The organism is Micromonospora chokoriensis (assembly GCF_000718555.1).
GTDB classification, from domain to species: Bacteria; Actinomycetota; Actinomycetes; order Mycobacteriales; family Micromonosporaceae; genus Micromonospora; species Micromonospora chokoriensis_B.
Genome location: NZ_JOAN01000003.1, coordinates 167,200 through 192,923, shown reverse-complemented (window position 1 = coordinate 192,923; position 25,724 = coordinate 167,200). Strand labels below are relative to the sequence as shown.

Annotated in this window: 15 protein-coding genes; 6 read left to right on the top strand and 9 right to left on the bottom strand. The window is 68.6% G+C overall.

Features of this window, described 5'->3' with window-relative positions; all coding sequences use genetic code 11:
• Positions 1-13: 13 nt before the first annotated feature.
• On the bottom strand, positions 14-1,033 hold the full coding sequence (locus IF46_RS0106360) for a glycosyltransferase (RefSeq protein WP_030487340.1): 1,020 nt from the start codon (positions 1,031-1,033) through the stop codon (positions 14-16).
• Positions 1,034-1,159: 126 nt separating this feature from the next.
• Here IF46_RS0106360 and IF46_RS0106355 point away from each other — a divergent pair, with 126 nt between their 5' ends.
• Positions 1,160-1,975: a DUF72 domain-containing protein gene (locus IF46_RS0106355; protein ID WP_198041385.1), complete on the top strand. Its 816-nt coding sequence runs from the start codon at positions 1,160-1,162 to the stop codon at positions 1,973-1,975.
• A gap of 9 nt (positions 1,976-1,984) precedes the next feature.
• Here the strand turns inward: IF46_RS0106355 and IF46_RS0106350 are convergent, their stop codons facing one another.
• On the bottom strand, positions 1,985-3,814 hold the full coding sequence (locus tag IF46_RS0106350; RefSeq protein WP_157562699.1) for a glycoside hydrolase family 15 protein: 1,830 nt from the start codon (positions 3,812-3,814) through the stop codon (positions 1,985-1,987).
• A gap of 143 nt (positions 3,815-3,957) precedes the next feature.
• A complete protein-coding gene (locus tag IF46_RS0106345) occupies positions 3,958-4,233 on the bottom strand; it encodes a hypothetical protein (protein ID WP_198041374.1) in 276 nt (91 codons plus the stop codon).
• Between the two features lie 247 nt (positions 4,234-4,480).
• Here IF46_RS0106345 and IF46_RS0106340 point away from each other — a divergent pair, with 247 nt between their 5' ends.
• Positions 4,481-4,906 carry a VOC family protein gene (locus IF46_RS0106340; protein ID WP_030487336.1) on the top strand — a complete coding sequence of 142 codons (426 nt, stop codon included), beginning with the start codon at positions 4,481-4,483 and terminating at the stop codon, positions 4,904-4,906.
• 15 nt (positions 4,907-4,921) lie between these two features.
• On the opposite strand, the gene IF46_RS0106335 is transcribed toward IF46_RS0106340, so the two are convergent.
• Entirely contained in the window at positions 4,922-6,136 is a 1,215-nt protein-coding gene (locus IF46_RS0106335; RefSeq protein WP_051723725.1) for an FUSC family protein, read from the bottom strand.
• Positions 6,137-6,323: 187 nt separating this feature from the next.
• Here IF46_RS0106335 and IF46_RS0106330 point away from each other — a divergent pair, with 187 nt between their 5' ends.
• The 3 genes from IF46_RS0106330 to IF46_RS0106320 all read left to right on the top strand — a co-directional run bounded on the left by IF46_RS0106330 (position 6,324) and on the right by IF46_RS0106320 (position 7,926).
• Positions 6,324-6,653, top strand: coding sequence for an amphi-Trp domain-containing protein (locus tag IF46_RS0106330; protein ID WP_030487334.1), 330 nt, complete (start codon positions 6,324-6,326; stop codon positions 6,651-6,653).
• A 54-nt stretch (positions 6,654-6,707) separates the two neighbouring features.
• Positions 6,708-7,583: an ion transporter gene (locus IF46_RS0106325; RefSeq protein WP_051723724.1), complete on the top strand. Its 876-nt coding sequence runs from the start codon at positions 6,708-6,710 to the stop codon at positions 7,581-7,583.
• A gap of 118 nt (positions 7,584-7,701) precedes the next feature.
• Positions 7,702-7,926, top strand: a complete 225-nt coding sequence (locus IF46_RS0106320) for a hypothetical protein (protein WP_030487332.1) — start codon at positions 7,702-7,704, stop codon at positions 7,924-7,926.
• 73 nt (positions 7,927-7,999) lie between these two features.
• On the opposite strand, the gene IF46_RS0106315 is transcribed toward IF46_RS0106320, so the two are convergent.
• The 3 genes from IF46_RS0106315 to IF46_RS0106305 all read right to left on the bottom strand — a co-directional run bounded on the left by IF46_RS0106315 (position 8,000) and on the right by IF46_RS0106305 (position 18,130).
• Positions 8,000-12,346, bottom strand: a complete 4,347-nt coding sequence (locus IF46_RS0106315; RefSeq protein ID WP_157562697.1) for a S8 family serine peptidase — start codon at positions 12,344-12,346, stop codon at positions 8,000-8,002.
• Between the two features lie 447 nt (positions 12,347-12,793).
• Positions 12,794-15,652 carry a M36 family metallopeptidase gene (locus IF46_RS0106310; protein WP_036391244.1) on the bottom strand — a complete coding sequence of 953 codons (2,859 nt, stop codon included), beginning with the start codon at positions 15,650-15,652 and terminating at the stop codon, positions 12,794-12,796.
• Between the two features lie 258 nt (positions 15,653-15,910).
• Positions 15,911-18,130 carry a choice-of-anchor J domain-containing protein gene (locus IF46_RS0106305; RefSeq protein ID WP_030487329.1) on the bottom strand — a complete coding sequence of 740 codons (2,220 nt, stop codon included), beginning with the start codon at positions 18,128-18,130 and terminating at the stop codon, positions 15,911-15,913.
• A 461-nt stretch (positions 18,131-18,591) separates the two neighbouring features.
• Here IF46_RS0106305 and IF46_RS0106300 point away from each other — a divergent pair, with 461 nt between their 5' ends.
• Positions 18,592-19,713: a DUF1996 domain-containing protein gene (locus tag IF46_RS0106300; RefSeq protein ID WP_051723722.1), complete on the top strand. Its 1,122-nt coding sequence runs from the start codon at positions 18,592-18,594 to the stop codon at positions 19,711-19,713.
• Positions 19,714-19,757: 44 nt separating this feature from the next.
• Here IF46_RS0106300 and IF46_RS0106295 read toward each other — a convergent pair whose 3' ends face one another.
• A complete protein-coding gene (locus IF46_RS0106295; RefSeq protein WP_232233954.1) occupies positions 19,758-22,433 on the bottom strand; it encodes an RICIN domain-containing protein in 2,676 nt (891 codons plus the stop codon).
• 286 nt (positions 22,434-22,719) lie between these two features.
• Positions 22,720-25,704 (bottom strand): glycoside hydrolase family 3 protein, encoded by a 2,985-nt coding sequence (locus IF46_RS0106290; protein ID WP_030487326.1) that lies wholly within the window; start codon positions 25,702-25,704, stop codon positions 22,720-22,722.
• Positions 25,705-25,724 lie beyond the last annotated feature (20 nt).

The window sequence follows — 25,724 nt, the reverse complement described above, 5'->3', positions numbered from 1 at the left end:
GTTGACGATTCGATCATGCTGCCATCGCGGCGTACTCCGGTAGGCGCTGGGCCACGGCCGCCGGGGCCGGCATGGCGGCGATCTCCTCGGCGACAGCGCGAGCCGCGTCGCGCTGCTCGGCGTTGCCGTGCTGCGGCAGCAGGCGGTGGACCTGCTCGGCGATGGCGCCCGCATCCACCTCCCCGGGGAGGAGCCGAAGACCAACCCCGGCCGCGGCGAGGGCCTCCGCGTTGGCGAACTGGTCCGCGCCCTGCGGCAGCAACAACTGGGGTACGCCCGCCGCGAGCGCGCCGAGGGTGGTGCCGCTGCCCCCGTGGTGCACCACCACGTCGACGAGCGGCAGCAGCTCCGCCTGCGACACCCAGGACTGCACGGTGACGTGGTCGGGGAGCTCACCAAGCTGCTCCGGAGCAACCCGGCCCGCCGCGACCACCACCTGCGCGTCCAGCGTCGCCAGAGTGGCGATGGCCGTGCGGAGCAGTTCCGGCGTACCGAACGCCGTGCCGAGGGTCAGATAGATCAACGGCCGGGACGCCGGACGGCCCACCCACTCGGGCAGCGGGGCCGGTGTCGAGAAGGGCACCGGCCGCAGCTCGATCCGACGTTCGGTGGCGAGGAAGTTCCGGTCCTGCAGCGAAGGCGGCCAGATGTCGAGGTGCGGCCGACCGACCACCTCGGCGTTCCTGGTGGGGAGTTCGAGGCCGATGCCGTCGGGGAACATCCGGCCGAACCCGTGCCAGATGCCCGGGATGCCGGCCCGCTGAGCCGCGACGGCCGCCCCCGGCAGCCCCCACTCGTGCACCACCAGGTCGGGCCGCAGCCGCGCCAACTCCGGTTCGAGATCCTCGGCGTACACCTCGTAGAAGGCGTCGCCGGGACGGAATGGTCGCAGGCCGTGCGCGGCGAGCGGCTCGTGCACCGCCGAACCGGCGGCGAAGTGCACCTCGTAACCGGCATCTCGGGCGGCGATCGCCAGCGGGATCAGCGGGTAGGTGTGACCGACGGACGCAAGACTGGCGAACAGCACACGCATGGCGTCGGACCCTACCTGCCGCACAGTCGGGCCGGTCGCGTCCGACGGCCCCGTATACGGTGGGCTCCGGTCGAGCGCGGTTCACCAGCGGGGAGGGCGGTCATGCGTCTGCACGTGGGGTGCGCCATGTGGAGTCACAGGTCGTGGCCGGGCCACCGGCTGCCACCCGCCGAGCGCCTGCGGCACTACGCCAGTTGGTGCGACGCCGTGGAGGGCAACACAACGTTCTACGCGACCCCGGCCCGGGACACCGTGGCCTCGTGGGCGGCGCAGACGGACCCCGACTTCCGGTTGGTCCTCAAGCTTCCCAAGGTGATCACGCACGAGCGTCGGCTCACCGACGTCGGCGCACCGCTGCGCGCCTTCCTGGACGCGATCGAGCCGCTCGGCCCGCGCGCCCACGCCCTGTGGATCCAGCTACCTGGTTCGTTCGGCCCCACCGACGTCCCGGCCCTGGCCCGTTTCCTGGAACGACTCCCGCAGTCCCACCGGTACGCGGTGGAGGTCCGCCACCCCGAGTTCTTCACCGACGCCCGCGCGGCCCGACTGCTCGAAGCGACCCTCGCCGCCGCGTCCGCCGAGTGGATCCCCTTCGACACGACCGCCTTCTTCGCGAGCCCGCCGACAAGCGACGCGGAACGGGACGCCTGGACCAAGAAGCCCCGCGTGCCGCTCCGGTCGCTCGCGCTGACCGACCGGCCGATCGTCCGCTACCTCGGCCGCGACGACTCGACGCGCACGGTTCAGGGGTGGCAGCACTGGGTCGACGTGACCGTCACCTGGCTCCGCGAGGGACGCTCGCCGACGATGTTCATCCACACCCCGGACAACGCCGACGCGCCGGCGCTCGCCCGGCGGTTCCACGAGGAGGTACGGGCCCGCGTACCCGGGCTCGACGCGCTGCCCGAGCCGATCCCGGTCGAGCCGCTGACGCTGTTCTGACTGGCTCGGTCAACGCTGCTGGTCGAGCAGTTCGTCGAGGTGGGACGCGGTGCTGATCAGCGAGAGGTGGCTGAACGCCTGTGGGAAGTTGCCGATCTGCTGACCGGTCGGGGCGATCTCCTCGGAGTAGAGACCGAGTGGGTTGCTGTAGGTGAGCATCTTCTCGAAGGTCAACCGAGCGTCGTCGAGCCGACCGGCCTGGGCGAGCGCCTGGACGTACCAGAAGGTGCACATGTTGAAGGTGCCCTCGGTGCCGGCGAGGCCGTCCGGTGAGGCCTTCGGGTCGTAGCGGTAGACCAGGCTGTCGGAGACCAGTTCGGCGTCCATCGCCCGTAGCGTCGACTCCCACATCGGGTCGGACGGCGAGATGAAGCCCAGTCCGGCCATCGCCAGCAGCGACGCGTCCAGGATGTCGGTGTCGTAGTGCTGCACGAACGCTTGCCGCTTCGGGTGGAAACCGCGCGTCATGACCTGCTCGTAGATGGCGTCACGCTGGGCGGTCCAGCGGGTGATGTCGGCAGGGCGCCCTCGACGCTGGGCGACGCGGATGGCACGGTCGAGCGCCACCCAGGACATCATTCGCCCATAGGTGAAGTCCTGCCGACCGGACCGGGTCTCCCAGATGCCATCCTCGGGTTGGTCCCAGTGCGCACAGAGCCAGTCCATCAGCTCTGCCGTCTTCCGCCACCCCCGGTACGGCGTGATCAGCCCCTCGCGGTCGGCGAGGTCGAACGCGACGAGGGCCTCGCCATAGATGTCGAGTTGCAGCTGACCGGCCGCCCCGTTGCCGATTCGCACCGGCGCCGACCCGCGGTACCCCTCCAGGTGGCCCAGCACCTCCTCCTGAAGGTCCGGTGAACCGTCGATGCGGTACACGATCTGCAGGGGCTGGCCTCCGTCCCGGGCCTCGGTGATACGGGCGCCGAGCCAGGACAGGTACTTCTGGGCCTCGTCGGTGAAGCCCAGGCGGAGCAGCGCGTGCACCGAGAAGGACGCGTCCCGGATCCAGGTGAAGCGGTAGTCCCAGTTCCGCTGCCCGCCGACCTGCTCCGGCAGCCCCGCGGTGGGTGCGGCGACCAGAGCCCCGGTCGGCGCGTACGTCATCAGCTTGAGCGTCATCGCGGACCGCTCGACCATCTCCCGCCAGCGGCCGGTGTAGCTGGATCCGCCCACCCACCGCCGCCAGTAGTCCCGGGTCTCGGCGAGCAGTTCGCACGCCTCCTCGGTGCTGAGTGCTCGAGGCGCGTGCGGGCTGGCCGTCTCCAGGCTTACCCCGCCGATGTCGCCCGCGTGCAGCGTGAACGACGCGGACACGCCCTCCGCGTCGCGGTGGAAGTCCCCCACGTGGAACGCCCGCTCCACGTTCTTGAAGGCGCAGAGGGTGAAGCTCAGGGTCTGGCTCCGGAAGACGTCACCCTCGGGGTGCACCTCAAGCTCGTACGGATCACGCCCGTAGTTGAACCGCGGGCGGCAGTCGAAGCGGAACCGCATGCTCCCCCGGACCATCCGGACCAGTCGGATCAGCCGGTGCTGGTCGGTGGCGTGCTCACCGGTGACGGGCATGAAGTCCAACAACTCCCCCACCCCGTCGGCGCTGTGGAAGCGGGTGATGAGGATCGGCGTTCCGGGAAGGTAGAGCTGCTTGCTGGTGTAGTCGATGCCGTCGGGCGCGACCTGGAAGTGGCCGCCCTTGCGGCGGTCCAGCAACGCGCCGAATATGCTCGGCGAGTCGAACCGGGGCGCACAGAACCAGTCGATCGCGCCGTCACTGTCGATCAGCGCGGCGGTCTGTAGATCGCCGATCAGTCCGTGGTCCTCAACCGCTGGGTAGCTCTGCACGCTCTCCCCCGCCATCCGTCCTGGCAATGGCGGCGACTACCCGGGATCTGACGGACTATTCGGCCGGCCGGGGCGTTGCTGCCGTCGGCCTGTGGCCCGGGACGGGGCGTACGCCAGCGTCAGCCCCGTCCCGGCACGCTCAATCAGTACGCGCGGAAGCTCTTGAACTCTCCCTGCCCGAAGGTCCGGAGCGTGCCCAAACCAACTTCCCACCCGGAGCAGTCCGTCGTGTAGTAGAAGAGGGTCTGCTGGACGTTGCTCCAACCGATGAGGAGATCGGCGGTCGGGGGCACCGGCTCGCAGGAGCCAGTCGGCGCCGGGTAGTGCGCCACCGGCGTCTTCCCGCTGTAGAGCACCAGGCCGGTTTCCTGAGTCTGCGCCGAGGCGGGCGAGGCCAGGGCGCCAAGTCCGGCGGTCATGACTGCGGCCATGGTCACCACTGCACCGGCTCGCTTTGCTCTTGCTCGCATACGCACACTCCTACGTCTCGATGGGACTGACGATCATCCTCGCGGCGCTTCGTTGACACCGCAAGCATTTAGTTGAGTTGTTCACCTAACTCTCAGCCGACGAGGCCGACACTCTGGAGCGCCGTCCACTACGGAGGCGAATCGTCCGCCGTCGCCGATAGCGTCAGCACCGACGACATCGACGAGAGGACACCTGATGAGCCTGCGGGGATTTGCCACCCTCAACATCTGGGCGGACGACGTGGAGGCGGCCACCGCGTGGTACGCGGACTTCCTCGGCGTCGAGGCGTACTTCATGCGCCCAGGCCCCGACGGGCGCCCGGCCTACACCGAGTTCCGCATCGGGGACTACCAGGCCGAGCTGGGCATCATCGACCGCAGGTACGCGCCGGCCGGCACGACCACGGGGCCCGGCGGCGTGATCATGCACTGGTACGTCGACGACCTCGACGCGACAGTCGAGCGGCTGCTGGCGATGGGTGCCACGGAGTACCAGCCGATCACTCCGCAGGGGGATACCGGGTTCATCACCGCGTCGGTCGTCGACCCGTTCGGCAACGTGCTGGGCGTCATGAAGAACCCGCACTACCTCGACGTCCTCGCGTCGCTGAAGGCGACCTGACGTGGCTGGCCGGACTCAGTCCCACTCGTCCCGGTCCGCCGTCCGCCGCAGCAGCGCTGCCGCTTCGTCGGCGTCCAGTCCACTGGCCATGAGCAGGTCGTGTGCCGCCGTACGGAACTCCCCGACGGCGATCATGCCTGAGTAGCCCAGCCGGTGCGTGTGCGGCCGGGTGGGATCCGGCGCGTCGGCTCCCTGCGCCCGGCCGACCAGCTCGACAGCCGCCAGGACCTGCTGCCGCGCCTCCTGCGGCTGCGCACGCGCGCGGATCGCGCATCTCAGGGTCTGCACGCTGTCGGCCAACAGGTCGATGGCGGCGGAGAACTCCTCCGGCACCGGCTCGCCGTTCCGGAGCGCCCTCGTGAGTCTCCTCGTGATGGCCCGGCAGCTGTAGAGGCTGCGCTCCATGTGCCGGACGGCGTCGGTGTAGAAGCCCAGGGACGGGCGTTCCCGCCACCGCAGCGGCGCCAGTCGCACCACCTCCTGTGCGGCGCCGAGCCCCTCGTCCAACGCGGTCAGCCGGGCACCGAGACCCCGTAGCGTGTCGAGGCTCCGCTGGGCGCCGCCAAGATCCCGCAGGCGCAGCGCCGCGGCCAGGTCGTGCATGGCGGCGATGGCGGGGTCGAGGACGGGTTCGGCCAACCGCCGCACGGTCCGCTGCGGATGGATGGGCACCAGCAGCAGACCGACCGCCAACCCGACCAACCCGCCGACCGCGGCGTCGACGAAGCGAGGGACGGACAGGTCACGCACGGGCGGCTCCAGGGTGGCGATGAGCACCGCGGTGCCGCCGGCCTGCGTGAGCAGTGAGCCGCCGCCCTTGAGCAGCACGGCGACGATGATCGCCAGCACGACTACCACGCCGGTCTGCCACGCCCCGATGCCGAACAGCGGCATGAGCGCGTCGCCGACGGCGAGCCCGAGAACCACCCCGACCAGCAGCTCGACGGTGCGTCGCAGGCGTGAGCCCATCGAGGCGGCCACGATGCCGACCGCGGTGGTGGGTGCGAGCACCGGAACGGGATTGTCCAGGAACTGGTACCCCACGAACCAGGCGATCGCGGCCGCGACGCCGGCCTGCACGGCGAGCAGCCCAAAGAGGCGCAGCCGCCAGGCACGCGTGCGCAGCCCGTGCCGCACCCGCTCGCGCAGCCGGGCCCAGACCCGGCCGGCCCGGAACCCCCCGTGCGGGGCCGGGTCGGTGTCGGCTGCCGGCTCCTGCTTGGCGGGCATCCGCGCCGCTTACCCAGCCGAGACGCGACTATCCCGGCATCGGTGGCTGCGGGTCGGGCCCGAACCAACTGCGGAGCCGTCAGCGCTGTGGTATCAGCCGGCGATCGGGGTCACAAGATCCATATCATGCGGTCGGATCGTGGATGGTTCGACCCGTCTCGCCGAGCCTCCCTTGTGGAGTGCGAACATGCCCGCCATGGATATCTACGAAGACAGCCGCACCGTGTCCCGCGCCGACCTGGCCGGCTGGTTGCGGCAGCTGGCGAACCAGCTCGAGTCTGACGGCCGGATCTTCTACGGTGCCGCTGGTGCGGTCGCCGTCGCCGACAAGGTGAAGTGCGAGCTGGAGATCGAGCGCGAGAACGAGACGGAGGTGTCCGTCGAGATCGAGTTCTCCTGGACCGAGCCGGCGCCCGTGAAGGCGGCCGACGAGGTCGAGGAGACCACGAAGGAGGCTGACGAGGTCGAGCAGCCCGAGAAGGACGCTGAGACGACCGAGGCGACGCCGCAGGCCTGACCAAAACCTCGATGCCCTAGGGTGCTGCGCGGTTGATGACAGGCGAGGAGAGTCATGACGAGCGCCGTACACAGTCGCAGGCATCGATTGGTTGACGTGTGCCAGGAGTTGGTGAGCACGTCCTGGTTCAACCTGGTCAGCTTCGTCGTCATTCTCGTTAACGCGGTGGCGCTGGGTTTGGAGACGTACGGCCAGTCGGTCGTCGTCGCCGGCGCCCCGCTACGGGCCCTCGAATACGCGTGTCTGGCCTACTTCGTGGTCGAGTTGCTGGTGCGGTTCGGCGCGCACCTGCGCAACCCGGTCAACTTCTTCCGCGACCCGTGGAATGTGTTCGACCTGCTCATCATCATCGCCCCGCTGGTGCCCGGCGTACGCGAGAACGTCACGATGCTGCGCCTGCTGCGTCTGGCCCGCATCGTCCGCGCGTTCCGCCTCTTCCCCAGCCTGCGCATCATCCTCGTGGGAATCCGACGCAGCCTGCCCGGGCTCGGCAGTTTTCTTCTGGTCACGGTCCTCGTGCTGTACGGGTACGCGATGCTCGGCTGGATGATGTTCGGTGCCGCCCTGCCCGAGCGATTCGGCACCGTCGGGCAGGCGATGCTCACGCTGTTCCTGCTGCTGTCGCTGGACGGCATCACCGACACGCTCCAGGCCGGCCGTGAGGTCACCGAGTGGGCGGTGCTGTACTACGTCTCGTACATGGTCGCCGCCTGCTATCTGCTCACCAACCTGCTGGTGGGTGTGGTCATGAACGCGCTCGACGAGGCCCATCAGGAAGAGCGCGCGGCGGCGGCGCAGGCCGCCCGGCCGACAACCGACTCCGACCTCGACGAGCCGTCGGTCCACGAGCAACTCGCCCAGCTTCGCGCGATCATCACCAACCTTGAGGATCGGCTGCCGGAGGCCACTTCCGGCACTCCACGCGGTTAGCTCGCAGCCGGCCGGAGTCAGCTAATCCCCTGTGGAGCGCTTCGCCACCTGATGATCTAATCAGCCGGAAATTTCAGGTACGGGCGGGATGCCCGCCCGTAGGCTCGAAGGAGTGCGCATGACTGTCGCCGCCGATTTCTCCAAGCTGGTCGTCAAGGCATACCAGGAGAAGAGCCTCGCCGAGCTTGTCGACTGCCCGGTGAACGCGATCACCGGCGTCAGCGCGGGCGACGCCAAGCTGCTCAAGGAGGCGTTCAACATCGTCACCGTCGGTGACCTCGGCCGCAGCCCGTACTTCCGCACCGCTCAGGCGATCGTCGCCCTGACCGGCGCCACCAAGTAACGCCCTCGATGGCCGAGCGCCCGGCGGGAATACCCGCCGGGCGCTCGTCGTACCTTCTCTACTGCCGTACCGGTCAGATCCCGCCCAACCGAGCACCACACGGCGATGCCGGATCGAGCGTGACGTCGTACGTCAGCGTGAAGCCCGCGCTGACCGTCTGCCGCTTGGCCGACGCGGTCCACCCGTCCCGGCTGACCAACGCCTGGTACGTCCCGGCCGGCAGCCAGGAGACGTAGTGCCCCTGGGCGTCAGCCTGCACGGTGTAACCGGTCTTTCCGCCGGTGCCGGCGAGGTTGAGCCGGACGCTAGCCGCCAGCGGCAGCCGCTGGCCGGCACAGGTCAGGCCGGTGACGGTCCCCTGGATCTTGCCCCAGTCGGCGGGGGCGGTGACCCCGACGTTGACACCGACGTTCGACACCGGGTACGGGGTGTCCGCCTTGAAGCCGAACTCACCCCGGTAGGCGCCGGGCTGAGCGATGCCCGCCTCGGCGGTCGCGTTCACGGTGACCGTGATCGTCTTGGACGCCCCGGCCGCCAGCGTGAACGTGGCCGGCGTCGTCTCCAGCCACGGCGCGTCCGCGGTGTCGCAGCCACCGTATCCACTCAGGTGCTCGGCCTCGCTGGTGAGACCGTTGGGCTGGAAGCCACCGAACTTGTACAGGCCGCAAGCCATCGCGCCGCGGTAGGAGGCGACCTGCACGTTCGGCAGGTCCCGCCAGGCTCGGGCTCCCGGGTCGTACGCCACCGTCCGGTTGGTGACCGATCGCGGGGTGCTGGTGACTCCGCCGGAGACCACCAGCAGGTTGCTCGCCACCGCGGTCTGCGAGCCCCAGAGATCGATCGGCAGATCCGGAAGCTGCGTCCAGACGTTGGTCGTCGGGTCGTAGCCGTAGGTGCTCCGGTTGGCCTGCTCGGCAGCCCCACCGGCGCAGTAGACACCGCTACCGATACCGCCGCACGCGACGTACGCCACGCCCAGTGGGTAGTCGGCCACCGCGCTGAACGTCCGAGCACTCGGGTCGAAGAGCACCACGTCCTTCTTCAGCTCGACGCAGTCCCCGTCGGCGCAGCCACCCACGATGACGATCTTGCCGTCGACCACCGCCGTACCGGCCGCAGCCCGGGGCACCGGGTTCATCGTGCCGACCAGCGTGCTCCAGGTGCCCTGCTTGGGGTCGAAGACGTCCACCGCGGGGATCGCGGAACCCGTCGCGGACCAGCCACCGAGCACATAGATCTTGCCGTTCACCACCGCCGCCGAGGGCCTGCTCCGCCCCCGGGGCATCTCGGCCAGCGCACTCCACCCAGAGGTGTCCGGGTCGTAGCGCCAGAGCGATCGCTCCGCTCCGCTGCCCGCACCGCCCCCGATGGAGTAGACCTTGCCGCCGACGCTGACGGCGGCGTTGTCGGTGATCTGCGCCGGGGCGTTGGCGATCGGGCGCCACGCCGAGTCGCTCGCCTGCGGCGCGGTGGACGGGGACTTGGCCCCGCTGGCACCGACCGGTCCGCCGGTCATCGCCCTGGTGATGCCGGAGACCGGCTGCTCGACGAGTGCCGCCCCCTTGCGGGCGGTGAGCCCGTCGGGTTGCCCGGCCCGCTTCAACACCTCGACCGTCGCCGGCGCGCTGCCGGTGTTCTTCACCGTCACCGTCGTGGACCGGGTACTGCCGTACGGCTGGTTCACCTCGATGCCGGTCTGGCTGACGGTGACCCGCCCGACCTTGAGCGCGATGTTCGCCTTGTTGACCCGGTCCGCGACGACAGTGACATCCTTGAGCGCCGTCTGGTACGGACGCTTGGCCGCCTCGAACGTGTGCGTCCCGGTCAGCGTGGAGAGTAGCCAGTAGAACCCGTCACCGATGTTCGGGTCGGCCGGCGTCGCCTCGGTTACCGCCTGCTGCGCGGGTGCGTCCGGGCTGGCGACGGCGACCCCGTTGACCCCGTCGCCGGTGTTCTTGTCCGTGACGAAGCCCGCGACCAGCCCGGAGGCCGGGGTCGGCGTGCAGGCATGGTCGACGACCTCGACGTTGTCCACTCCCCACCACCAGGCGTAGTAGCCCTGGTAACGGAAGCGCACCTTGACCTTCGTCGCACCCGCGGCCATCTCAAGCGGGACCACTTCCTGCTTGGGGCCCTGCCGGTAGTCGTCACCGTGCCAGACGTTCTGCCAGCTCGTTCCGCCGTCGACGGAGACATCGACGTCACCCATGTCGTCGGGGCTGGTGGCCAACAGATCGCTGTTGAACCGCAGGTACGGCGCGCGGGTCCCGGCGAGGTTGAACGTCGGCGAGATCAGGTCAGAATCCTGCGGCTCGTCGCCCTGCAGGGAACTCTCGGCGACGGCGAAGTTGCCGCTGCCGCCGGTGTGGTTACCGCGGTTGCCCGGATCGTTGAAGGCCCAGGCCGGAGAAGAGGTGCGGTCGACCACCGACCAACCGGCCGGCACGCTGGTGCCGTCGAAGGTCTCGGTGCCGGCCAGCGGCGCGGAGAAGCTGCCGGCGTAGCCCGGGGTGGTGCACCCGTGGTCCACCGGAACCTTGATGTTGGCCGTCTTCGCCACGTCGGCCACCTGCACCGTGCTGGTCACCTTGCGGTAGCCGGCGTAGTTCGAGGTGGTGACCAGGGTGTGGGTGGTGTTGGCCGGCACGCTGAACGAGTAGTTTCCGGTGATCGGGTCGGTGAAGACCGGCCCACCGGGACGTCCACTGACATCGATCTTGGCGTAGAGCGGCCAACCATGGCCGGAGCCGTCGGCGACCTTGCCGGAGACCGTCACCATCGGCTGCGCCGCCAGCGCGAAGTTCTCGGTGCGCGAGCTGCCCACGGCCACCGTCACCGTCACGGTCCGGCTCACGTAGCCGTACGCGGTGGCGGTCACTGTGTGTTCGCCCGGCGTCAGAGCCAGCGTGTAGTCGCCATCGGTCCCGGTCGTCACCGCCGGTGCTCCGCTGGCCGCGATCGTGACCCCGACCAGAGGCGCACCGCTGGCCGAGTCGGTGACCCGGCCACTGACCCGGCCGACCGCGCCGCGCGGCGACTTGAGCACCGCCTGGTACGCGTTGAGCCGGCCCTCGCCGAAGACGTTGTTGAAAGCAGCGGTGCCGCCGCACTCGGTCGCGTCGACGTCGGTGGCGGTCTCGTTGAGCAGCTTCTCGGTCGCGGCGAGGTCACCGCGCAGGCTCGGCGCGGCGGACCACATCAGCGCCACCGTCCCGGCAACGTGCGGAGTCGCCATCGAGGTGCCGCTGATCGTGTTGTAGCCGCTGCCGGGCCAGGTGGACCGGACGTCCTCGCCGGGGGCGGAGATGTTCGGCTTGATCCCGCCGTCCGCCGACGAGGTGCCCCGGCTGGAACGGTCGTAGACCTTGTTGGCCGAGTTGTAGCCACCGACCGCGTACGACCCGGGGTAGTCACCCGGGGAGCTCACGGTGTCGCAGTTGGGGCCCTCGTTGCCGGCGGCGAAGGCGGCGAAGATGCCGGCCGCGTCCCAGGCGTCCACGACCTGCTTGTACCAGAGGTCGCCCTGGCCACCGCCCCAGGAGTTGTTGATGATGTCCGGGCGCAGGTCGGGGCGAGGGTTCTGCCCGTTACGGTCGGTCGGGGCGAGCATCCACTGACCGGCGAGCATCAGGGAGCTGTTCGAGCACCAGTCGCCCTCGCACGCCTTCGCGGCGATCCACTTGGCGCCCGGCGCCACACCGACCTGGTTGCCGGCACCGTCGTCGCCGACCATCGTGCCCATCGTGTGGGTGCCGTGGCCAGAGGTGTCGCAGGGCAGGCCGCCCTGGCAGACCCCGGACGGGTCGACCCAGTTGTAGTCGTGGTTGAAGGTGCCGTCGCCGTTGTTTCCCCGGTACTTGCCGACCAGGGCCGGGTGGTCGTACTGGACGCCGCCGTCGATGTTGGCGACGACGACGCCCTCGCCCCGGTCACCGAGCTCGTCCCAGATCCGCGGCGCACCGATGCTGGCGACGCCCCACTCGGGCGTGGCCGCGTCGGCCTTGGCGGCGGTCTTACCGGGCGTCGGCTTGACCACCTGGAACTTCCGGACCGACTCGATCTTGGCCACCTCGGGACGGGCGGCGATCGTGTTGAGCAGGGCCGCGTCGCCGTCGACCTGCACGGCGTTCGCGATCCAGAACGGGGTGTACTTCGCACCCTTGTTCCTGAGCAGGCCACGCAGGCCCGCCTGGGTACGATCGGCGGTGCCGATGAGCTGCTGGTGCACCTCGGCGGCCTGGGCGTCGGCGTCTCGCAACCTCGACGCCGCGTCCAGCTTCGCCTGCTCCTTCAGGTAGACAATGAAGGTGGCGCTGCCCTTGCCGGCCAGATCCTTGCGCACCTGGGCGTCTACGTCAGCTTGCGCCGGGGCAGCGAGGGCGACCACCGGTTGTGCCGTAAGGCCGAGGGCGGCGGCCATCGCAATGGCGACCGTCGGCCGGACGATGCGCCGGCCTACCCTCCGGCCTGTTGATGGTTCTGACAACTCTCCTCCAATTCGGCGGCACCCGATCGACTCGGGTGCGCCCGCATCGACGGCTCCGGGGTAGCCGGCGCCGCCCGATCTCGCATGTGCACGGTGGATGACCTGTTCACACCAGGCCCTGGCCATCTTCAGTACAGACGCACGCAAGATCAATGCGCCCGAACTGTGAGGTCCAATTCACTTTCCGGCCGCAAATCCCTCGTCCTTGCAGGGATGCGCCAGCAGTGTTCAAGTTCGGTGACCAGCATGTTTCGGGCGTGTCAACCGCTCAGCGGCGACATGCGGAGCGGGGCACTCACCGTCGAGTTTCGACGGTGAATGCCCCGCAGCCGACGTGCGCGTCAACTCACTGCGCCGCTCGCAGCGTCCGCCACACCGGCGTCAGTTCGACGGGCTGCCGTAGACGGTCAACTCGACCGAGTCGACGAATTGGCAGCCGTCGTACGGGCCGGGGCACGTGCCACCCTCATCGGCGACCTGGTTGCCGAGAATGGTGTAGCGCACGTACCGAACCGCCTGAGTGGCGGCCGGTGCCAGCGCGACGCTGTTCATCACATCACGGTTGGCGATTCCGAAGTGGCCAGTCGAGGCGACCGTCCAGGCGTTGCCGTCGGGCGAGGTCTCCACCCGGTAGTCACCCGCCGAGGCGCTGCCGTCGTCCCCGCAGGTGCCCGACGGGTTGATCGCGATCTCGCTGACGTCAACCGGCGCGGGGAGGCTCACCACGATGTACCTCGGGTCCATCGGCCCAGTCGGGCTGGCGAAGACCGCCTCGCTGCCCCAGCCGCTGCCCTGCGACTGATCGATCAACGAGCTCGGGCCGCAGGTGTACTCGGTGTAGTCGGGCCCGTTGAAGTCGACGACCGCACCGCCGCCGCTCAGCGCTGCCCAGTCACGGCGCAAGGACCAGTTCTGCACGTTTCGGCCTGGCTCGATGGTCAGCTTGGTGGCCAAAGCCGGGTCGAATCCGGATTGCGATGAGGCGATGACCTTCGGATAGGTGCCCCGGACGATGTCGGTGATCCGGTACGTTCCGGTCGCGTCCGTGGTGGCGGTGTAGGAGCCGGCAAAGCCAGAAGCGTGACCGGCAAGCGAGACCACAGCGCCGGCCACCGGCGCACCGGTGCTCTCCTGGGTCACCTTCCCGGTGAGCGTGCCGCGCGGCGCGTTCGGTCCTGGCGGCATCGAGAAGTCCTCGACCGGCCGGGTGTCGTCACCGCCCGTCGCGCCGGCGAACCAACCCATCCCCCGGGCCGCGAAGACCTTCCAGATCTGGGCCCGCTTGCGGCCCTCGTTGACGACCAGGTCGGCCTGCAGGATCGAGTTCCGCATGTCGAGGAACGACGGATTGGTGGGGGCCAACTCCATCGCCCGGGTCACCAGCGATTCGCTCAGCGACTGACCCAGTGCCGTACGCAGATCCCAGAGCGTCTCAGCCCAGATCTCGCCATCGGAGTGGACTTCGACACCGCGACTCACTCGGCCGAAGTCACCATAGGTGTAGCCACCTGAGCCGGCCTCGGGGTTTCCTGGGCAGATCGACGCCTTCGCGCCCACCGGGCAGTCCAGCGGCTGGGTCCGGATCCCGAGCCCAGCGGTGAGGTAGTCACCAACCACTAGCTGACCCGGCGCGGCCGTGTCCTTGGTCAACCCTTCGTTGACGAGGTAGTCGAGGGCGTACCAGTCGCTCCACGCCTCGCCCATCGCGCCGCCCTGCGGGCCGGTCAGGGTAGAAACGCCACTGGCGTCCACCACCAGCCGATTCGAGAGACCGTGGGTGTACTCGTGGTAGACGACGTCTGCCGAGTCACCGGAGTTGCCGGCGATGACCGGGTCCGTGCTGTCGGTGGGGTCATGGAACAGATACATCTGCATGGTCGGCGCAATGCCGTCCGGCGGCGTGCTCATGTTCGCGTTGTTCACGTGCCTGCTGTTCGGAAGACCACCTGCGGTGTTCGCCCCGTCGAGCCCCTGGACCTCCACGGCGTCGCCATCGGTCACCTCGAAGTTGCCCGCCGCCGAAGTGAAGCCGATCGGCGACTCGGCGAGGTGGTCGTGGAAGTTGTTGGCGAGGAAGAAGAGCTGGGTGGCGTTCTGCTTCGCGTTGGCCTGCCAGGAGTACGGCACCTTCGGATCCCACGAGCACTGCCCCGCTGCGGAGCAGGGCGCGCCCACCTGGCTCGTGAAGTCCTTGAACGGGTACTCGAAGCGCCCCGGCGAGCTGGGGCCGACCTCTTCACCCTGGTCGGCGACGTCGTTGTCGTTCAGGTCGAGGAAGACATGCGCGTTCGCCCCGGAGAGGGTCGACGAGCCCTTCGGCAGCCACTGGCCAAACGACTTGCTCCGCTGGTGGCCCGCCGCGCCCGGCGCCCCAGGACTCAGGGTCCACGCGTCGCCGCGGTCGTTGGCGACCAGGTCGGACCGGAAGAGAACCCGGCCGCTCTGCGCGTCGATGACGTGCAGGTAGCCCTCCTTGCGCAGCACGGTCTGCCAAGCCACGCGCAGGCCGCCAGGGGCCTGGAAGACCACCCGCTGGGCCTGATCGCCCGAGCTGAACTCGGTGAGCTGCGCGGCGTCGGCGCGCTGGGCGGTCACCTTGGCTGCGGTCGAACCGGCCACATCGCGTAGCGCCGCGTCGCGGGCCTGGGCTGCCGTCACCTTGGCGAGCCCGGTGGTCGCCGACAGGGTCGCCACCGGCGACCCGTTGACCTGAATCAGCCGGCCGTCCTTGGTGACATCGGCCTTGAGGCCACCACCGAAGAGCGGGACTCCGTCCACCGTCTGCTGGAGGCTCAGGTGATGCGTGCCGGCGATGTCTACGTAGTCCTTGCGCAGCCGCAGGGCGTCGACCTCGTCGGCGTCGAGCATGAACACGCCCTGATGCGCCTTGATGTAGCTGAGCGCGACGGTGAGCGGTGGCCGGTGGCTTGGCCCGGTGAGAAAGCCGTCCAGGCGGGCCACCTGACGCGGCGTGCTGGTGAACGGGTCGATGTCGACGATCCCCTGGATGCCCAGCTCGGACCGGAGGCTGACCACCGCGGCAGACGTGTTGGCCGTCGTTGACGCGCGCCGCGCGTCGATGGCGGCAGAGCTGCCGCTGCCGGTGCGAACGTCATACGGCTTGAGCCGCTGGCCGTTGCCCTTCGCCGGGGCGGGAGCAGACCCTGCGGCATTCGGCGCGGCGTGGCCGACCGTCGGCGAGAGACTGAGGCACAGGACCGCCGCGGCTGCGGCGCCCATAGCCAGCCGTGCTCGCCGGTAGCGGTGGGTCTCTCCACTCGGGGAGAGCGGCCCTGGTGCAGGTGCGTGTTTCACGTGTTCCTCTCGTAACAGGTCGCCCGGAGACCCGAGGATCGGGCTTCTGGGCGTTAGGCAGAACAGGGGACAGCAGCCCAAGGGATGTCCGCTAAGGCACCGCAGTGCGCTGCACGCCCAATGACGAAGCGGGGGCGCTCGCTGTCGAATACGACGGCGAGCGCCCCCGCCTCAGGGGTCGGGTCAGCTCAGGGAGCTGCTACCGCCCGGCTGCACCACGCCGTTCACGGTGAGCTTGTACGGCGCGTACTGCGTCACCTGCTCGGTCGGGTCGTCGTACGCCACGATGGCCACGACCTTCGGGAACGCGTCCAGCACGGCCAGCTCCAACTTGCCGATCGTGACGTCGGACTTGCCGTTGGACTCGAACTGCCAGGCGATCGAGTGCTTCTCGTCGATGCCGACGAGCCGCAGGTTCCAGTTCTTGACCGCGGTCGGCCGGATCTCCGTGGGCGAGTCGAACGGTGCCAGGCTGGCGCCGTCACTGACCGTCTTGCCACCGACGGTGATGTCGTCGAGCAGCAGGCCGCCCTCATTGACGCCGCCATCGCTGACGTAACGGAAGCCGAGCAGCACGGTCTTGCCGGCGTACGCCGACAGGTCGTACGAACGCGCCTCGAAGCCCTCGGTCGTACCGTTCAGCGCCGGGCCGAACGGCCCGTCGACGGTGTGGTCGCCGGGGATCGCGGTGTACGTGGTGCCACCGTCGGTCGACACGGTCACGTAGCCGTAGTCGTAGCCGAACTCGGCGCCGTACTTCGCGGTGAACCGCAGCGTCGGGTCGGTGGTGGGCACGGCCACCGAGGTGACCGCGGTCGAGTCCAGGTTGCTGGCGTTGCCGGAGAAGAGAACGGCGTTGCCCGGGCGGTCCGCGTCCTGAGTGGTGGTCGTCCACGTCAGCGGGAGCGCGGGCAGGGTCTTCGCGCCCTGGAACTTCACCGACTTCAGGTCACGGCCGCTGAACAGCTTGCCCTTACCCGCACCCAGCTGCACGTAGTCGGCACCGTTCGGCGCGGCACCCGGGGTGCCATTGGCCGCAGCGCTGGCCAGGTTGACGGTCGAGCGCAGGCTCGGCGTGGTGACCCGGCTCTTGGAGACACCGAGGGTGATCCCGAGCCGCGCGTCGCCGACGACCTTGTCCAGCAGCGTCATCGACTGGTAGTCGTGGATGACCTGGTAGACGTCGTGGACCTTGACGGACTCCAACTGGGCGTCGAGGCTCGCGAGGCCCTGTCGCGCACCGTCGCGGTGCAGCCGGGACATGAAGTCCATGCCGTAGCGGTCGTACAGGAACAGCATGAACGAGTACGCGTTGCCGTAGTCGGCGAGCACCGCGTTCGGGTTGGGGCTCTCACCCCACAGGGTCAGGGAGTTCTCCGGCCCACCGCAGTCGCGCGGGTTCGCGTTGTACGGCGTCTGTACGATGCCGAAACCCTGGTAGCAGTAGAGGTGGCTCTCTGCCCCCCGGTCGAAGACCGTGGCCTTCGAGTCGCTGTAACCGGTGAGAGACATGGCGAAGTCGGACAGACCCTCGTTGATCCAGTTCGTCTCGTGCGGGTCGGCGTAGTACTGCAACAGGTGCTGCCACTCGTGCGCGAAGATGCCCTCGTAGCTGTACGGCCGGGCGGCGCGGCTGGTGCACAGGTCGTTGGTCGGCTCGTCCAGCGGGTTCGCCGTCATGCGGTGCAACCAGTCGAACGCGTCGATGGTCATCACATTACGGTCGACCTGCTCGTTGATGTCCGCGGAGAAGAAGCCGGCGACGTAGGTCGGCGCAGCCGGGAAGCTGTAGTAGTTGTCGTCGCGCACGTTGTCGACGAGCGTGACGGTCTTGTTCCCGGCGCCGGTGTAGACCCCGCCGTTTCCGTTGGCGTCCGGCTTGATCCTGGCGTGGGTGCCGTCCCGGTCCGGCGGGGTGCTGAAGGCCTTGGTCTCCTTCGGGTACATGTTGTTGTCGAACTCGTCGACGAGGTAATTCACCTGCGCGTCGGTGATCTGCGTCGAGGTGGGCACCTGAGCACGGCAGTCACCGGCCGGGAACGCCAGGTCGTTGGCGACCCAGACCTCGATGTGCTCACCGACGGCCCGCAGCGTGTAGTCCTTGCGGTACAACGTGCCGTGGGCGTCGTCACTTCCGAGCCACTGGCGGACCGTACCGACCGCCGGCGTCTGGACCGCCTGGGCCTGCGTCCGCGCGCCCGTGCGCGGCTGGTACCGCGCAGGGGTCTCGACCGGCCGACCGTCCAGGGTGAAGTCCTTGCGGGTGAGCTCACGCATGTCGCTCGGGGCCGCAACCTTCGGCGTGGCAACCTCTGCCGACGCCGGTGACGTGGCGGCTACGACGGTGAGAGCCGGTAGGACGAGGACGGCGGCGAGCGCCCCAACCATGCGGGTGCGTGCCATGGAACCTCCTTCGGGTGATTACCCGGGTACCCGCGAGCCTGGCCGAGGGTGCCCGGCCGCTCACGTTGATCATCAAACCGTCGACACGCTAGTCGCCGATGCCGGAGGTCTGCGATGAAGAAAAGGAGCGATAGATATCACGCTAGGGAAAAAACGTTTCGTAACATCCACATGCTCAGGGTCATGACTATGGTCGCGCTCCCACGTCCATAGTGGACAGTGCGAGAACCGTTGCGGGGCCTGGCCAGGACGTCAACGGGTCTCCGTACCTTAAAGATGGTTTAAGACCCTTGGAGTCGCCGGCAGGTAGCGCCTAACATTCGGCGGCCGTGGCCCTCCGGGTCGGCCTGTCTGCTGGTGGAGAGTGACCCATGTCGTACGCCTCGTTCCACGATCCGGACCCGAACCCGTCGCCGTTCCGTCCTGGTCTCGCGGGTCGATTTGCCGGTAACAGGCTGGGCATGGCCGCGAGCGTGGCCGTCGTGCTCGTCGTCGCCGCCGCGGGCGTGTACCTGGCCACCGCCAGCGACGAGCCGGCGCCGTCGAACGCAGCCAACGCCCTCGAATACCCGTCGCCGTCGGCAGCGCAGGCTGAGTCACCCGGCGCGGCCCCGTCGGCCTCCGCGACGCCGTCGACGTCCACGAAGCCGTCGACGCGAACGACACCGTCGACCGCTGCCACGACGAAGATCCCCGTGACCGGCTGGATTCCCGTCGACCGGGCGGCCTGGAAGGCGCAGGCCGACGCGTACCAGGCGCTGAAGATCGACCCCGCCCCGTCCAGCGTGGGCAACCTCCCGGAGTTCCGGGCGGACTGCCAGTACAGCCACCGACTGCCGGACGATCCGATCGTCGCCCCCGGCCTCCCGGGCGCCTCACACATGCACTCGTTCGTCGGCAACAAGGCAGTCGACGCGAACACCGTCGCCGGGGACCTGACCAAGTTCACGGCCACCTCCTGCAAGCCGGTTCAGGACCACTCGGCCTACTGGGTGCCCACGCTCTACGACAACGCGACCGGGAAGCCGGTCGAGACCACTGGTTTCCGGGTCTACTACCGCTCGCTCGCGAAGAACTCGACCGGCCAGATGCCGATGCCCAACGGCCTGCGCATGATCTCCGGCGACGCCAAGAAGAAGAAGCCGACGCCGCGCGGCGCGACCGGTCAGTTCTACTGCGCCTTCTACGGCCCCGGCGACCTCGACGGCATCGCCCGCAGCACCAATGGCAACTGGCCCATCTGCGGTGGCGACGCGACGCTGCACTTCATGATGCAGTTCCCCGACTGCTGGGACGGCAAGCACCTGGACAGCCCCAACCACAAGGACCATGTGGCGTACGGCGGCGGTAACGGCTGCCCGACCAGCCACCCGGTCCGGATCCCGGCGATCACCTTCGACATCCAGTACCCGGCCAAGGGCACCCCGGCGGGCTTCTACCTCTCCTCCGACAAGGAGGGCAAGAGCGCCTCGTCGATGCACGGCGACGCGTTCGTGATGTGGGACGTCAACACCATGAACAAGCGCACCAAGAACTGCGTCCAGGGGCGCCGGACCTGCGACAACTACGGCTACCAGAAGTAGCCCGGGGCCAGGCCCGTGTCGGCCTGGCCCCGGTGTCTGATCGGTCAGCTACGCAGCGTCCACCGCTGGTTCGCGCCGCCGTTGCAGGACCAGAGGATCACCTTCGTGCCGTTGGCGGTGGCAGCCCCGTTGGCATCGAGGCAGAGCCCGGACTGGGCGTTCGTGATGGTGCCGTTGCTGTTGACGTTCCACTGCTGGTTCGTGCCGCCGTGGCAGTCCCAGATGATGACCTGGGTGCCGTTGGCCGTTCCGTTCCCGGACGCGTCCAGGCACTTGTTGCCGTACACGGTCAGTTGCTTGCTGGCGGTCTGGGTCCATCGCTGGTTCGTGCCGCTGGAGCAGTCCCAGAGTTGCGTCTGGGTGCCGTTTGTGGTCGAGGAGTTGGGCACCTCGACACAGCGGCCGGACTGGCCACCCACGAGCTGCCCGACCCCCGTACCGCTGCCACCGCCCTGCTGCTGCCGGACGATCGACGTCGACTCCGCCGACCGGTTGCCCTGCGCGTCGACGACGTAGAGCCGGTACTCGCCCTGAGTCGTCGGCACGGCAATCGACGTGGCGGTGCCGCCCGCCCTGGTCATCGTCGCCCCGGCGGTGAAGGTGGTGGTGCCGGACGGCGCCAGCCAGACCGACTTGGTGGCGTCGCCGGTGCTGCGGATCGGGATCGACGCCGTCGCACTGGCGACGAACGTGCTGGCCGGCAGGACGTAGTTCGGCGCGGAGAAGTTGCTCGCCGGGATGATGTCCCGGTACGCGTCCTCAAGGCCGGAGTTCGCCGCGATGCCGTAGGCCGCCGCCGGCCAGACATAGTCGGAGGAGACGATGATGTCGGCGACCGTGCTGTTCGGCAGATTCTTGTTCGAGACCTTGTTGATCGGGCCGTAGATCTGCGTGATGCTCAGGTCGTGCTTCCGCCCGAAGTCGTCCGAGTTGATCATCCAGGTGACGTTCTTGTCGATGCTCAGCACGTTGTCGCGGAACGTGATGAACGCCGATCCCTCATCCGGGTGCAGGCCATACTTGTGCCCCGACGGAACGCCCTGCAAGTAGTTGTTGGTGATCGTGGTGCCGGGCTGGCTGCCCAGCGTGTAGATGGGACCGGTGTCGCTGAGACGCTGCACCGTGTCGATGATGTGGTTGTAGCTGATGGTGTTGTTTCGCGCCGTCGTGGTGGGCCGGTTGGGCACGATCGATCCCGATGACCCGTCGAAGTTCCACCAACCCCAGCCGAGCGTTATGCCGGACCACGGGGTCTTCTCGATTCGGTTGTGCTGGATGGCGAGGGTGTCGGCGAAGTAGGCCGAGATGGGGCTATGCCCGTTGAACAGGACGGCGCTGTCGTAGAGGTAGTTGTTCTTGATGTCGATGTTCTTCGGCAGCCCCTCGACCTGCGCGGAGTACTTCTCCCGGTTGGTCGAGGTGCCGTCTCCGATGTAGACGTGCTGCGGATGGCCCACGAGGATCGCGGACCCGGCGATGTCGTTGGTGTGGTTGCCGATCAACTGTGTGCCCTGCACGTCGTTGACCATGCTGATCCCGTCGGCACCGGTGTGTTGGACCCGGTTGCGTTGCAGGAGGATCCCGTCGGCGTTCTGCACCTGGACGATGCCGGGGACCACGTCGACGTTGCGGTAGTAGTAGACGTGGAAGTTGCCCTTTGCGTACACGTTGGCGCTCAGATTGCCCTGCTGCGCCTGCTTGAGGACCGAGCCGGCGACGTTGACCAGGTTCCAGTCGGAGTGCTGCACCGTCAGGCCGGAGAACGTGATGTTGCGCGCGTGGCTGCTCGTCGAGGTGCCGGCGACCCGCAGCACGGTGGAGACGTTGTTCGGCGCGTAGACCGTCGCGGTCGACATGTTCTCGGCGCTGGCCTTGTAGTAGTAGACCGTCCGGCTGCCCTTGTCGAAGTAGAACTCACCGGGGGCGTCCAGGAACTCGTAGGCGTTCATGAGCTTGTGCGTGCCGCCGACCTGGGCGTTGCCGTTGAACGAACCCTGGGCGATGGCCGCGCCGGGCTGCTGGAAGAGGGCGACCCGGTTCGCGCCGTCGGAACTTGTGGTCACCTGACGGACGCCCACGATGGCCGTGGTCCAGGTCGTGCCCGTCTCGATCTCGATGTCGTCCTGGTTGCGGGCGACGGCGGGGAAATCGTTCAGGCTGTATTTTGCGCCGTCACACTGCGACCCCGACTCCCAAGCCCACGCGGCCTGGTTGGCGGTGATGTTGTACGTCCCGTAGCAGCCCGCCGAACTGATCGTCTTCGACGCCATGAATGCGCGCTTGTCATTGACGTAGAGCGCCCGCAGTTTGTTGGCGCGGTCCAGTGGCGCCTTCCAGATATTGCCGCTGTGCTGCGACCATCCGGTCACCGGGACGCCGCCGTCGAGGACCGGCGTCTCGCCGGGATAGGCGGCGTAGGCGACCCGGAACCCGTTGTTGCCGGAGTCGCTGGCACCGAACTCGACAGTGCTGGTGACTGGGTATCTCCCACCACGGAGATACACGTTGATGTCACCGCTCATTGTCGAATTTATCGTGCGAACCACGTCCCGTGCGCGTTCAACCGTCTTGAACGGCGATTGAATGGTTCCCGGGTTGGCGTCATTACCGTCGAGAGCGACATAGTAGGTCGCCTGGACCGCGGCCGATGCCGGCAGTTGGTTTGTCAGCACGGCCGGCAGCGTGGCGGCGACAAGCGCCGCCACCGCCAACGCTGACATTCGAGCAGCGGATACGACTGTTCTCACGTACTTTTCCTCTCATTTGCCGTCGACATTCAACCGCAGACTTATCGAGCGACCAAGTACGGAGACAGCGACGCCACTAAGGGCCGGCGGGGGATTATTGTCGCCCAGCCGCGCTCTCTGTTAATCGCCTCGAAATCTTGCTCGAAGCGTAGGTCACACGTGTGATGAATGCAACCGTCAATCGTGGGCCGCCTATGTGCAAATCCCCACGGATCGGACCGGGCCGAGGCGCAAACATCCGCCCCGGCCCGGGTTCTGATCACCTCAGGGTGAAGTCCGCCAGCCGCAGCGGGGAGTCGAACACCAGGTACACGTCGTGGGTGCCGGCGGCCCGAGCCACCTCGGCGCTGGTGCTGACGTAGCGGTATTCGTCACCGGTGCTGGGCACGGTGGCGGTGCCCAGCAGCCGACCGGTGGGCGAGCCCAACCGGAGCTGGATCGTGCCGGCACCCGCGCCGGCCTTGGCGACAGTCGCAGTGAAGGTACGTGCGCCGGCACGCAGCGCGGAACCGTCGAAGGAGATCCACTGACCGGCCGCGGTGGCACCGACCGCCGTACCGCTGGGCTTCGTCTCGTCGACGAGCCGCACCCCCGCGTACCTGTCGAAGTTCTCGGCCCTGGTGGGCCGGGACAGGTCGCGGGCCGGGATCGTCTCACCGCGGACCCGGACCGCAGCGCGGGCTCGGACGTCCCCGGCGGACGCCCCGACCATCAGGTCGTAGACGGACGACTCGACCACCCACCGGCTGCGGGTGACGTCCCAGTGCGCCAAATCGGCGGCAGGCAGGCGCAAAGTCACCGTCCGGGTCTGCCCCGGCGCGAGTTTCACCTGCTGGAACGCCTTGAGCTGGCGGATCGGCGTCTTGTCCCGCGAGGTGCGCTGGTGGGTGTAGAGCTGGACGACCTCGGCCCCGGCCCGGCTGCCGACGTTTGTCACGTCGACACTGGCCACGATGGTACCGTCGGCCGCGACCGACTGGGCGCCGGTGCGCAGCTGGCCGTACCGGAAACGGGTGTACGACAGACCGTGGCCGAACGGATAGAGCGGCTTCGCGGTGCTGTACAGGTAGGTCTGCCCGGACGAGATGATGTCGTACTCCAGCAGGTCCGGCGGTAGTTGCGAGTCCGAGCGGTACCAGGTCTGAGTGAGCCGACCGGACGGGTTGCGGTCGCCGAACAGGACGTCGGCGACGGCGTGACCGGTCTCCGCACCCGCGTGGGTGGTCCAGACGATGGCCGGTACGTGCTCCTGCGCCCATCCGAAGGTGACCGGGTAGCTGGTCTGGAGCACGAGCACGGTTCGCGGGTTGGCCCTGGTGACAGCCTTGACCAGCGCCTCCTGGCCGGCGCTCAACGCCGTGGAGGTCCGGTCGTGCGCCTCGCGGCCATTGATGAACGGGTTGCTGCCGACCACCAGCACGGCGGTGTCGGCCGTCTTCGCCGCCGCCACCGCCCGGTCGATTCCGCTGCTGATCACCTCGCGACTGAAGTGGGTGGCGGCGGCCGGGGTCGATGCGCCGAGCTTCAGCGCGCCGTCGTCGCCGACCGTCACGTACGTGTCGACGCCGAACCAGCTCTCCTTGGTCTCGTAGCCGACGTAGCGCAGCACCACCGTGCCGTCGGCCTGCGGCTCCAGCTTGAACTGCTGCTGGACGTACCAGCCGTTGGGCTGTTCGTCACGGGTGAGGAACGGCCCCCAGTTGTAGCCCAGGTAGCGGCCGTTGGCCGCGTTGCGCAGCGTCACCACGTCCTGTCCCCAGTCGACCACGTCGAACTGGGCGACGAGCGCCGGGGTGACGCCGGTCCCGAGGACCGGGTCGGCGTCGGTGGTGCCGGTGGCCGAGACGTACCGGCCGGTCGACACGTCCTTCAGGGCGATCCGGTCCGCCCCGTCGAGCCCGCTCACACTGGCCGAGCTGCCCAACCGTTCGCGGATGCCGCCGAGCGCCGTCACCCGGTACGGCAGGTCGCCGCCGTACCAGTCCGAGTAGAGGGTGTCGGCAAGCGGGCCGAGCACGGCCACCTTGCGGGTCCGGGCCGGGTCCAGTGGCAGCGCCTGCCGTTCGTTCTTCAGCAGCACCATGGCCTCGCCGGCGGCCTGCCGGGCGAGGCGCTGGTGTTCGGGGCTGTTGATGACGTCCGGGGTGATGCCGCCGTACCGGCCGCCGCCCGGGTCGAACTCACCCAGCCGGAACCGGACGTTCAGGATCTCGCGAATCCGGGCGTCGATGTCCCGCTCGGTGAGCAGGCCGGTCGCCAGCGCCTGCTTGATCGCGGTGATGGTCGGCTGCGCGTTGGTGTCGTCGGTGATGAAGCTGTTGAGGCCGGCCTTGATGATCGCGGCGTTCCCCTCGGCCTGGGTGGCGTAGTACCCCTGAGAGGCGACGAGATTGTTCGGGGCCCAGGCGTCCGTGACGTTCATCAGCGGCTGGTCGGTCCAGCCGCGTACCACCGTGGCCAGGTCCGGGTCCACCGTGGCCGGACGGCCGTTGACCAGGTTGTACGCGGCCATCATCCCGGTCGCCGCGTCGGCGGCGATGGCCGGTTTGAAGGCGGCGCGGTCGTACTCGTTGAGCACCCGAGGCGGCACGTTCGAGGAGGTCACGTCGCGTCGAACCTCGTTGTTGTAGGCCAGGTAGTGCTTGAGCGTCGGCGCGCTCTTCAGGTGGTTCGGGTCACCGCCGGTCATCCCCGAGCCGTACGCCGTGGAGATCGCCGCGGTGAGCAGCGGATCCTCGGAGTAGCCCTCCTCGTTGCGACCCCACCGGGGATCGCGCAGCAGGTTGACCACCGGCGCCCAGAGGTTGAGACCCCAGACCCGGGGGTTCTGCGCGTGGTAACCGCGCGCCTCGTCGCCGACGGCCGAACCGACCTGCCGGATCAGGTCGGGGTTCCAGGTGCTCGCCATGCCCACCGGCTGTGGGAAGACGGTGCCGCGAGCCTTGACCACCGCGCCGTTGTTGTCGATGTCGGTGGACCAGGCCACCCCGTGCAGCGCCTCGGTGCCGGTCTTGAACAGGCCGATGCCCAACCGGGGGATGGCCGGCTGGTACTGGTGCAACCAGGAGATCTTCTCGTCCTGGGTCAGGCGGCCGAGCAGGTCGTCCACCCGGGCGTCCACCGGCAGGTGTGGATCGCGAAACGGGTAGGCGGGCTCGGCGAGGGCGGTGCCGGGAACGGCCGGTAGGGCTAGCAGGGCGAGCGCGAGCGCGGTAATTCCGCGCCGAAGGCGCCATGTCCGCATGCGGTTCTCCTCATGTCGTT

Coding starts and splice junctions, on each gene's coding strand:
- IF46_RS0106325 (WP_051723724.1), top strand. CDS start 6,708: ATGACGAGCGCCGTACACAGTCGCAGGCATCGATTGGTTGACGTGTGC.
- IF46_RS0106295 (WP_232233954.1), bottom strand. CDS start 22,433: ATGTCAGCGTTGGCGGTGGCGGCGCTTGTCGCCGCCACGCTGCCGGCC.
- IF46_RS0106360 (WP_030487340.1), bottom strand. CDS start 1,033: ATGCGTGTGCTGTTCGCCAGTCTTGCGTCCGTCGGTCACACCTACCCG.
- IF46_RS0106320 (WP_030487332.1), top strand. CDS start 7,702: ATGACTGTCGCCGCCGATTTCTCCAAGCTGGTCGTCAAGGCATACCAG.
- IF46_RS0106355 (WP_198041385.1), top strand. CDS start 1,160: ATGTGGAGTCACAGGTCGTGGCCGGGCCACCGGCTGCCACCCGCCGAG.
- IF46_RS0106345 (WP_198041374.1), bottom strand. CDS start 4,233: ATGACCGCCGGACTTGGCGCCCTGGCCTCGCCCGCCTCGGCGCAGACT.
- IF46_RS0106315 (WP_157562697.1), bottom strand. CDS start 12,346: ATGGCCGCCGCCCTCGGCCTTACGGCACAACCGGTGGTCGCCCTCGCT.
- IF46_RS0106290 (WP_030487326.1), bottom strand. CDS start 25,704: ATGCGGACATGGCGCCTTCGGCGCGGAATTACCGCGCTCGCGCTCGCC.
- IF46_RS0106340 (WP_030487336.1), top strand. CDS start 4,481: ATGAGCCTGCGGGGATTTGCCACCCTCAACATCTGGGCGGACGACGTG.
- IF46_RS0106305 (WP_030487329.1), bottom strand. CDS start 18,130: ATGGCACGCACCCGCATGGTTGGGGCGCTCGCCGCCGTCCTCGTCCTA.
- IF46_RS0106330 (WP_030487334.1), top strand. CDS start 6,324: ATGCCCGCCATGGATATCTACGAAGACAGCCGCACCGTGTCCCGCGCC.
- IF46_RS0106335 (WP_051723725.1), bottom strand. CDS start 6,136: ATGCCCGCCAAGCAGGAGCCGGCAGCCGACACCGACCCGGCCCCGCAC.
- IF46_RS0106300 (WP_051723722.1), top strand. CDS start 18,592: ATGGCCGCGAGCGTGGCCGTCGTGCTCGTCGTCGCCGCCGCGGGCGTG.
- IF46_RS0106310 (WP_036391244.1), bottom strand. CDS start 15,652: ATGGGCGCCGCAGCCGCGGCGGTCCTGTGCCTCAGTCTCTCGCCGACG.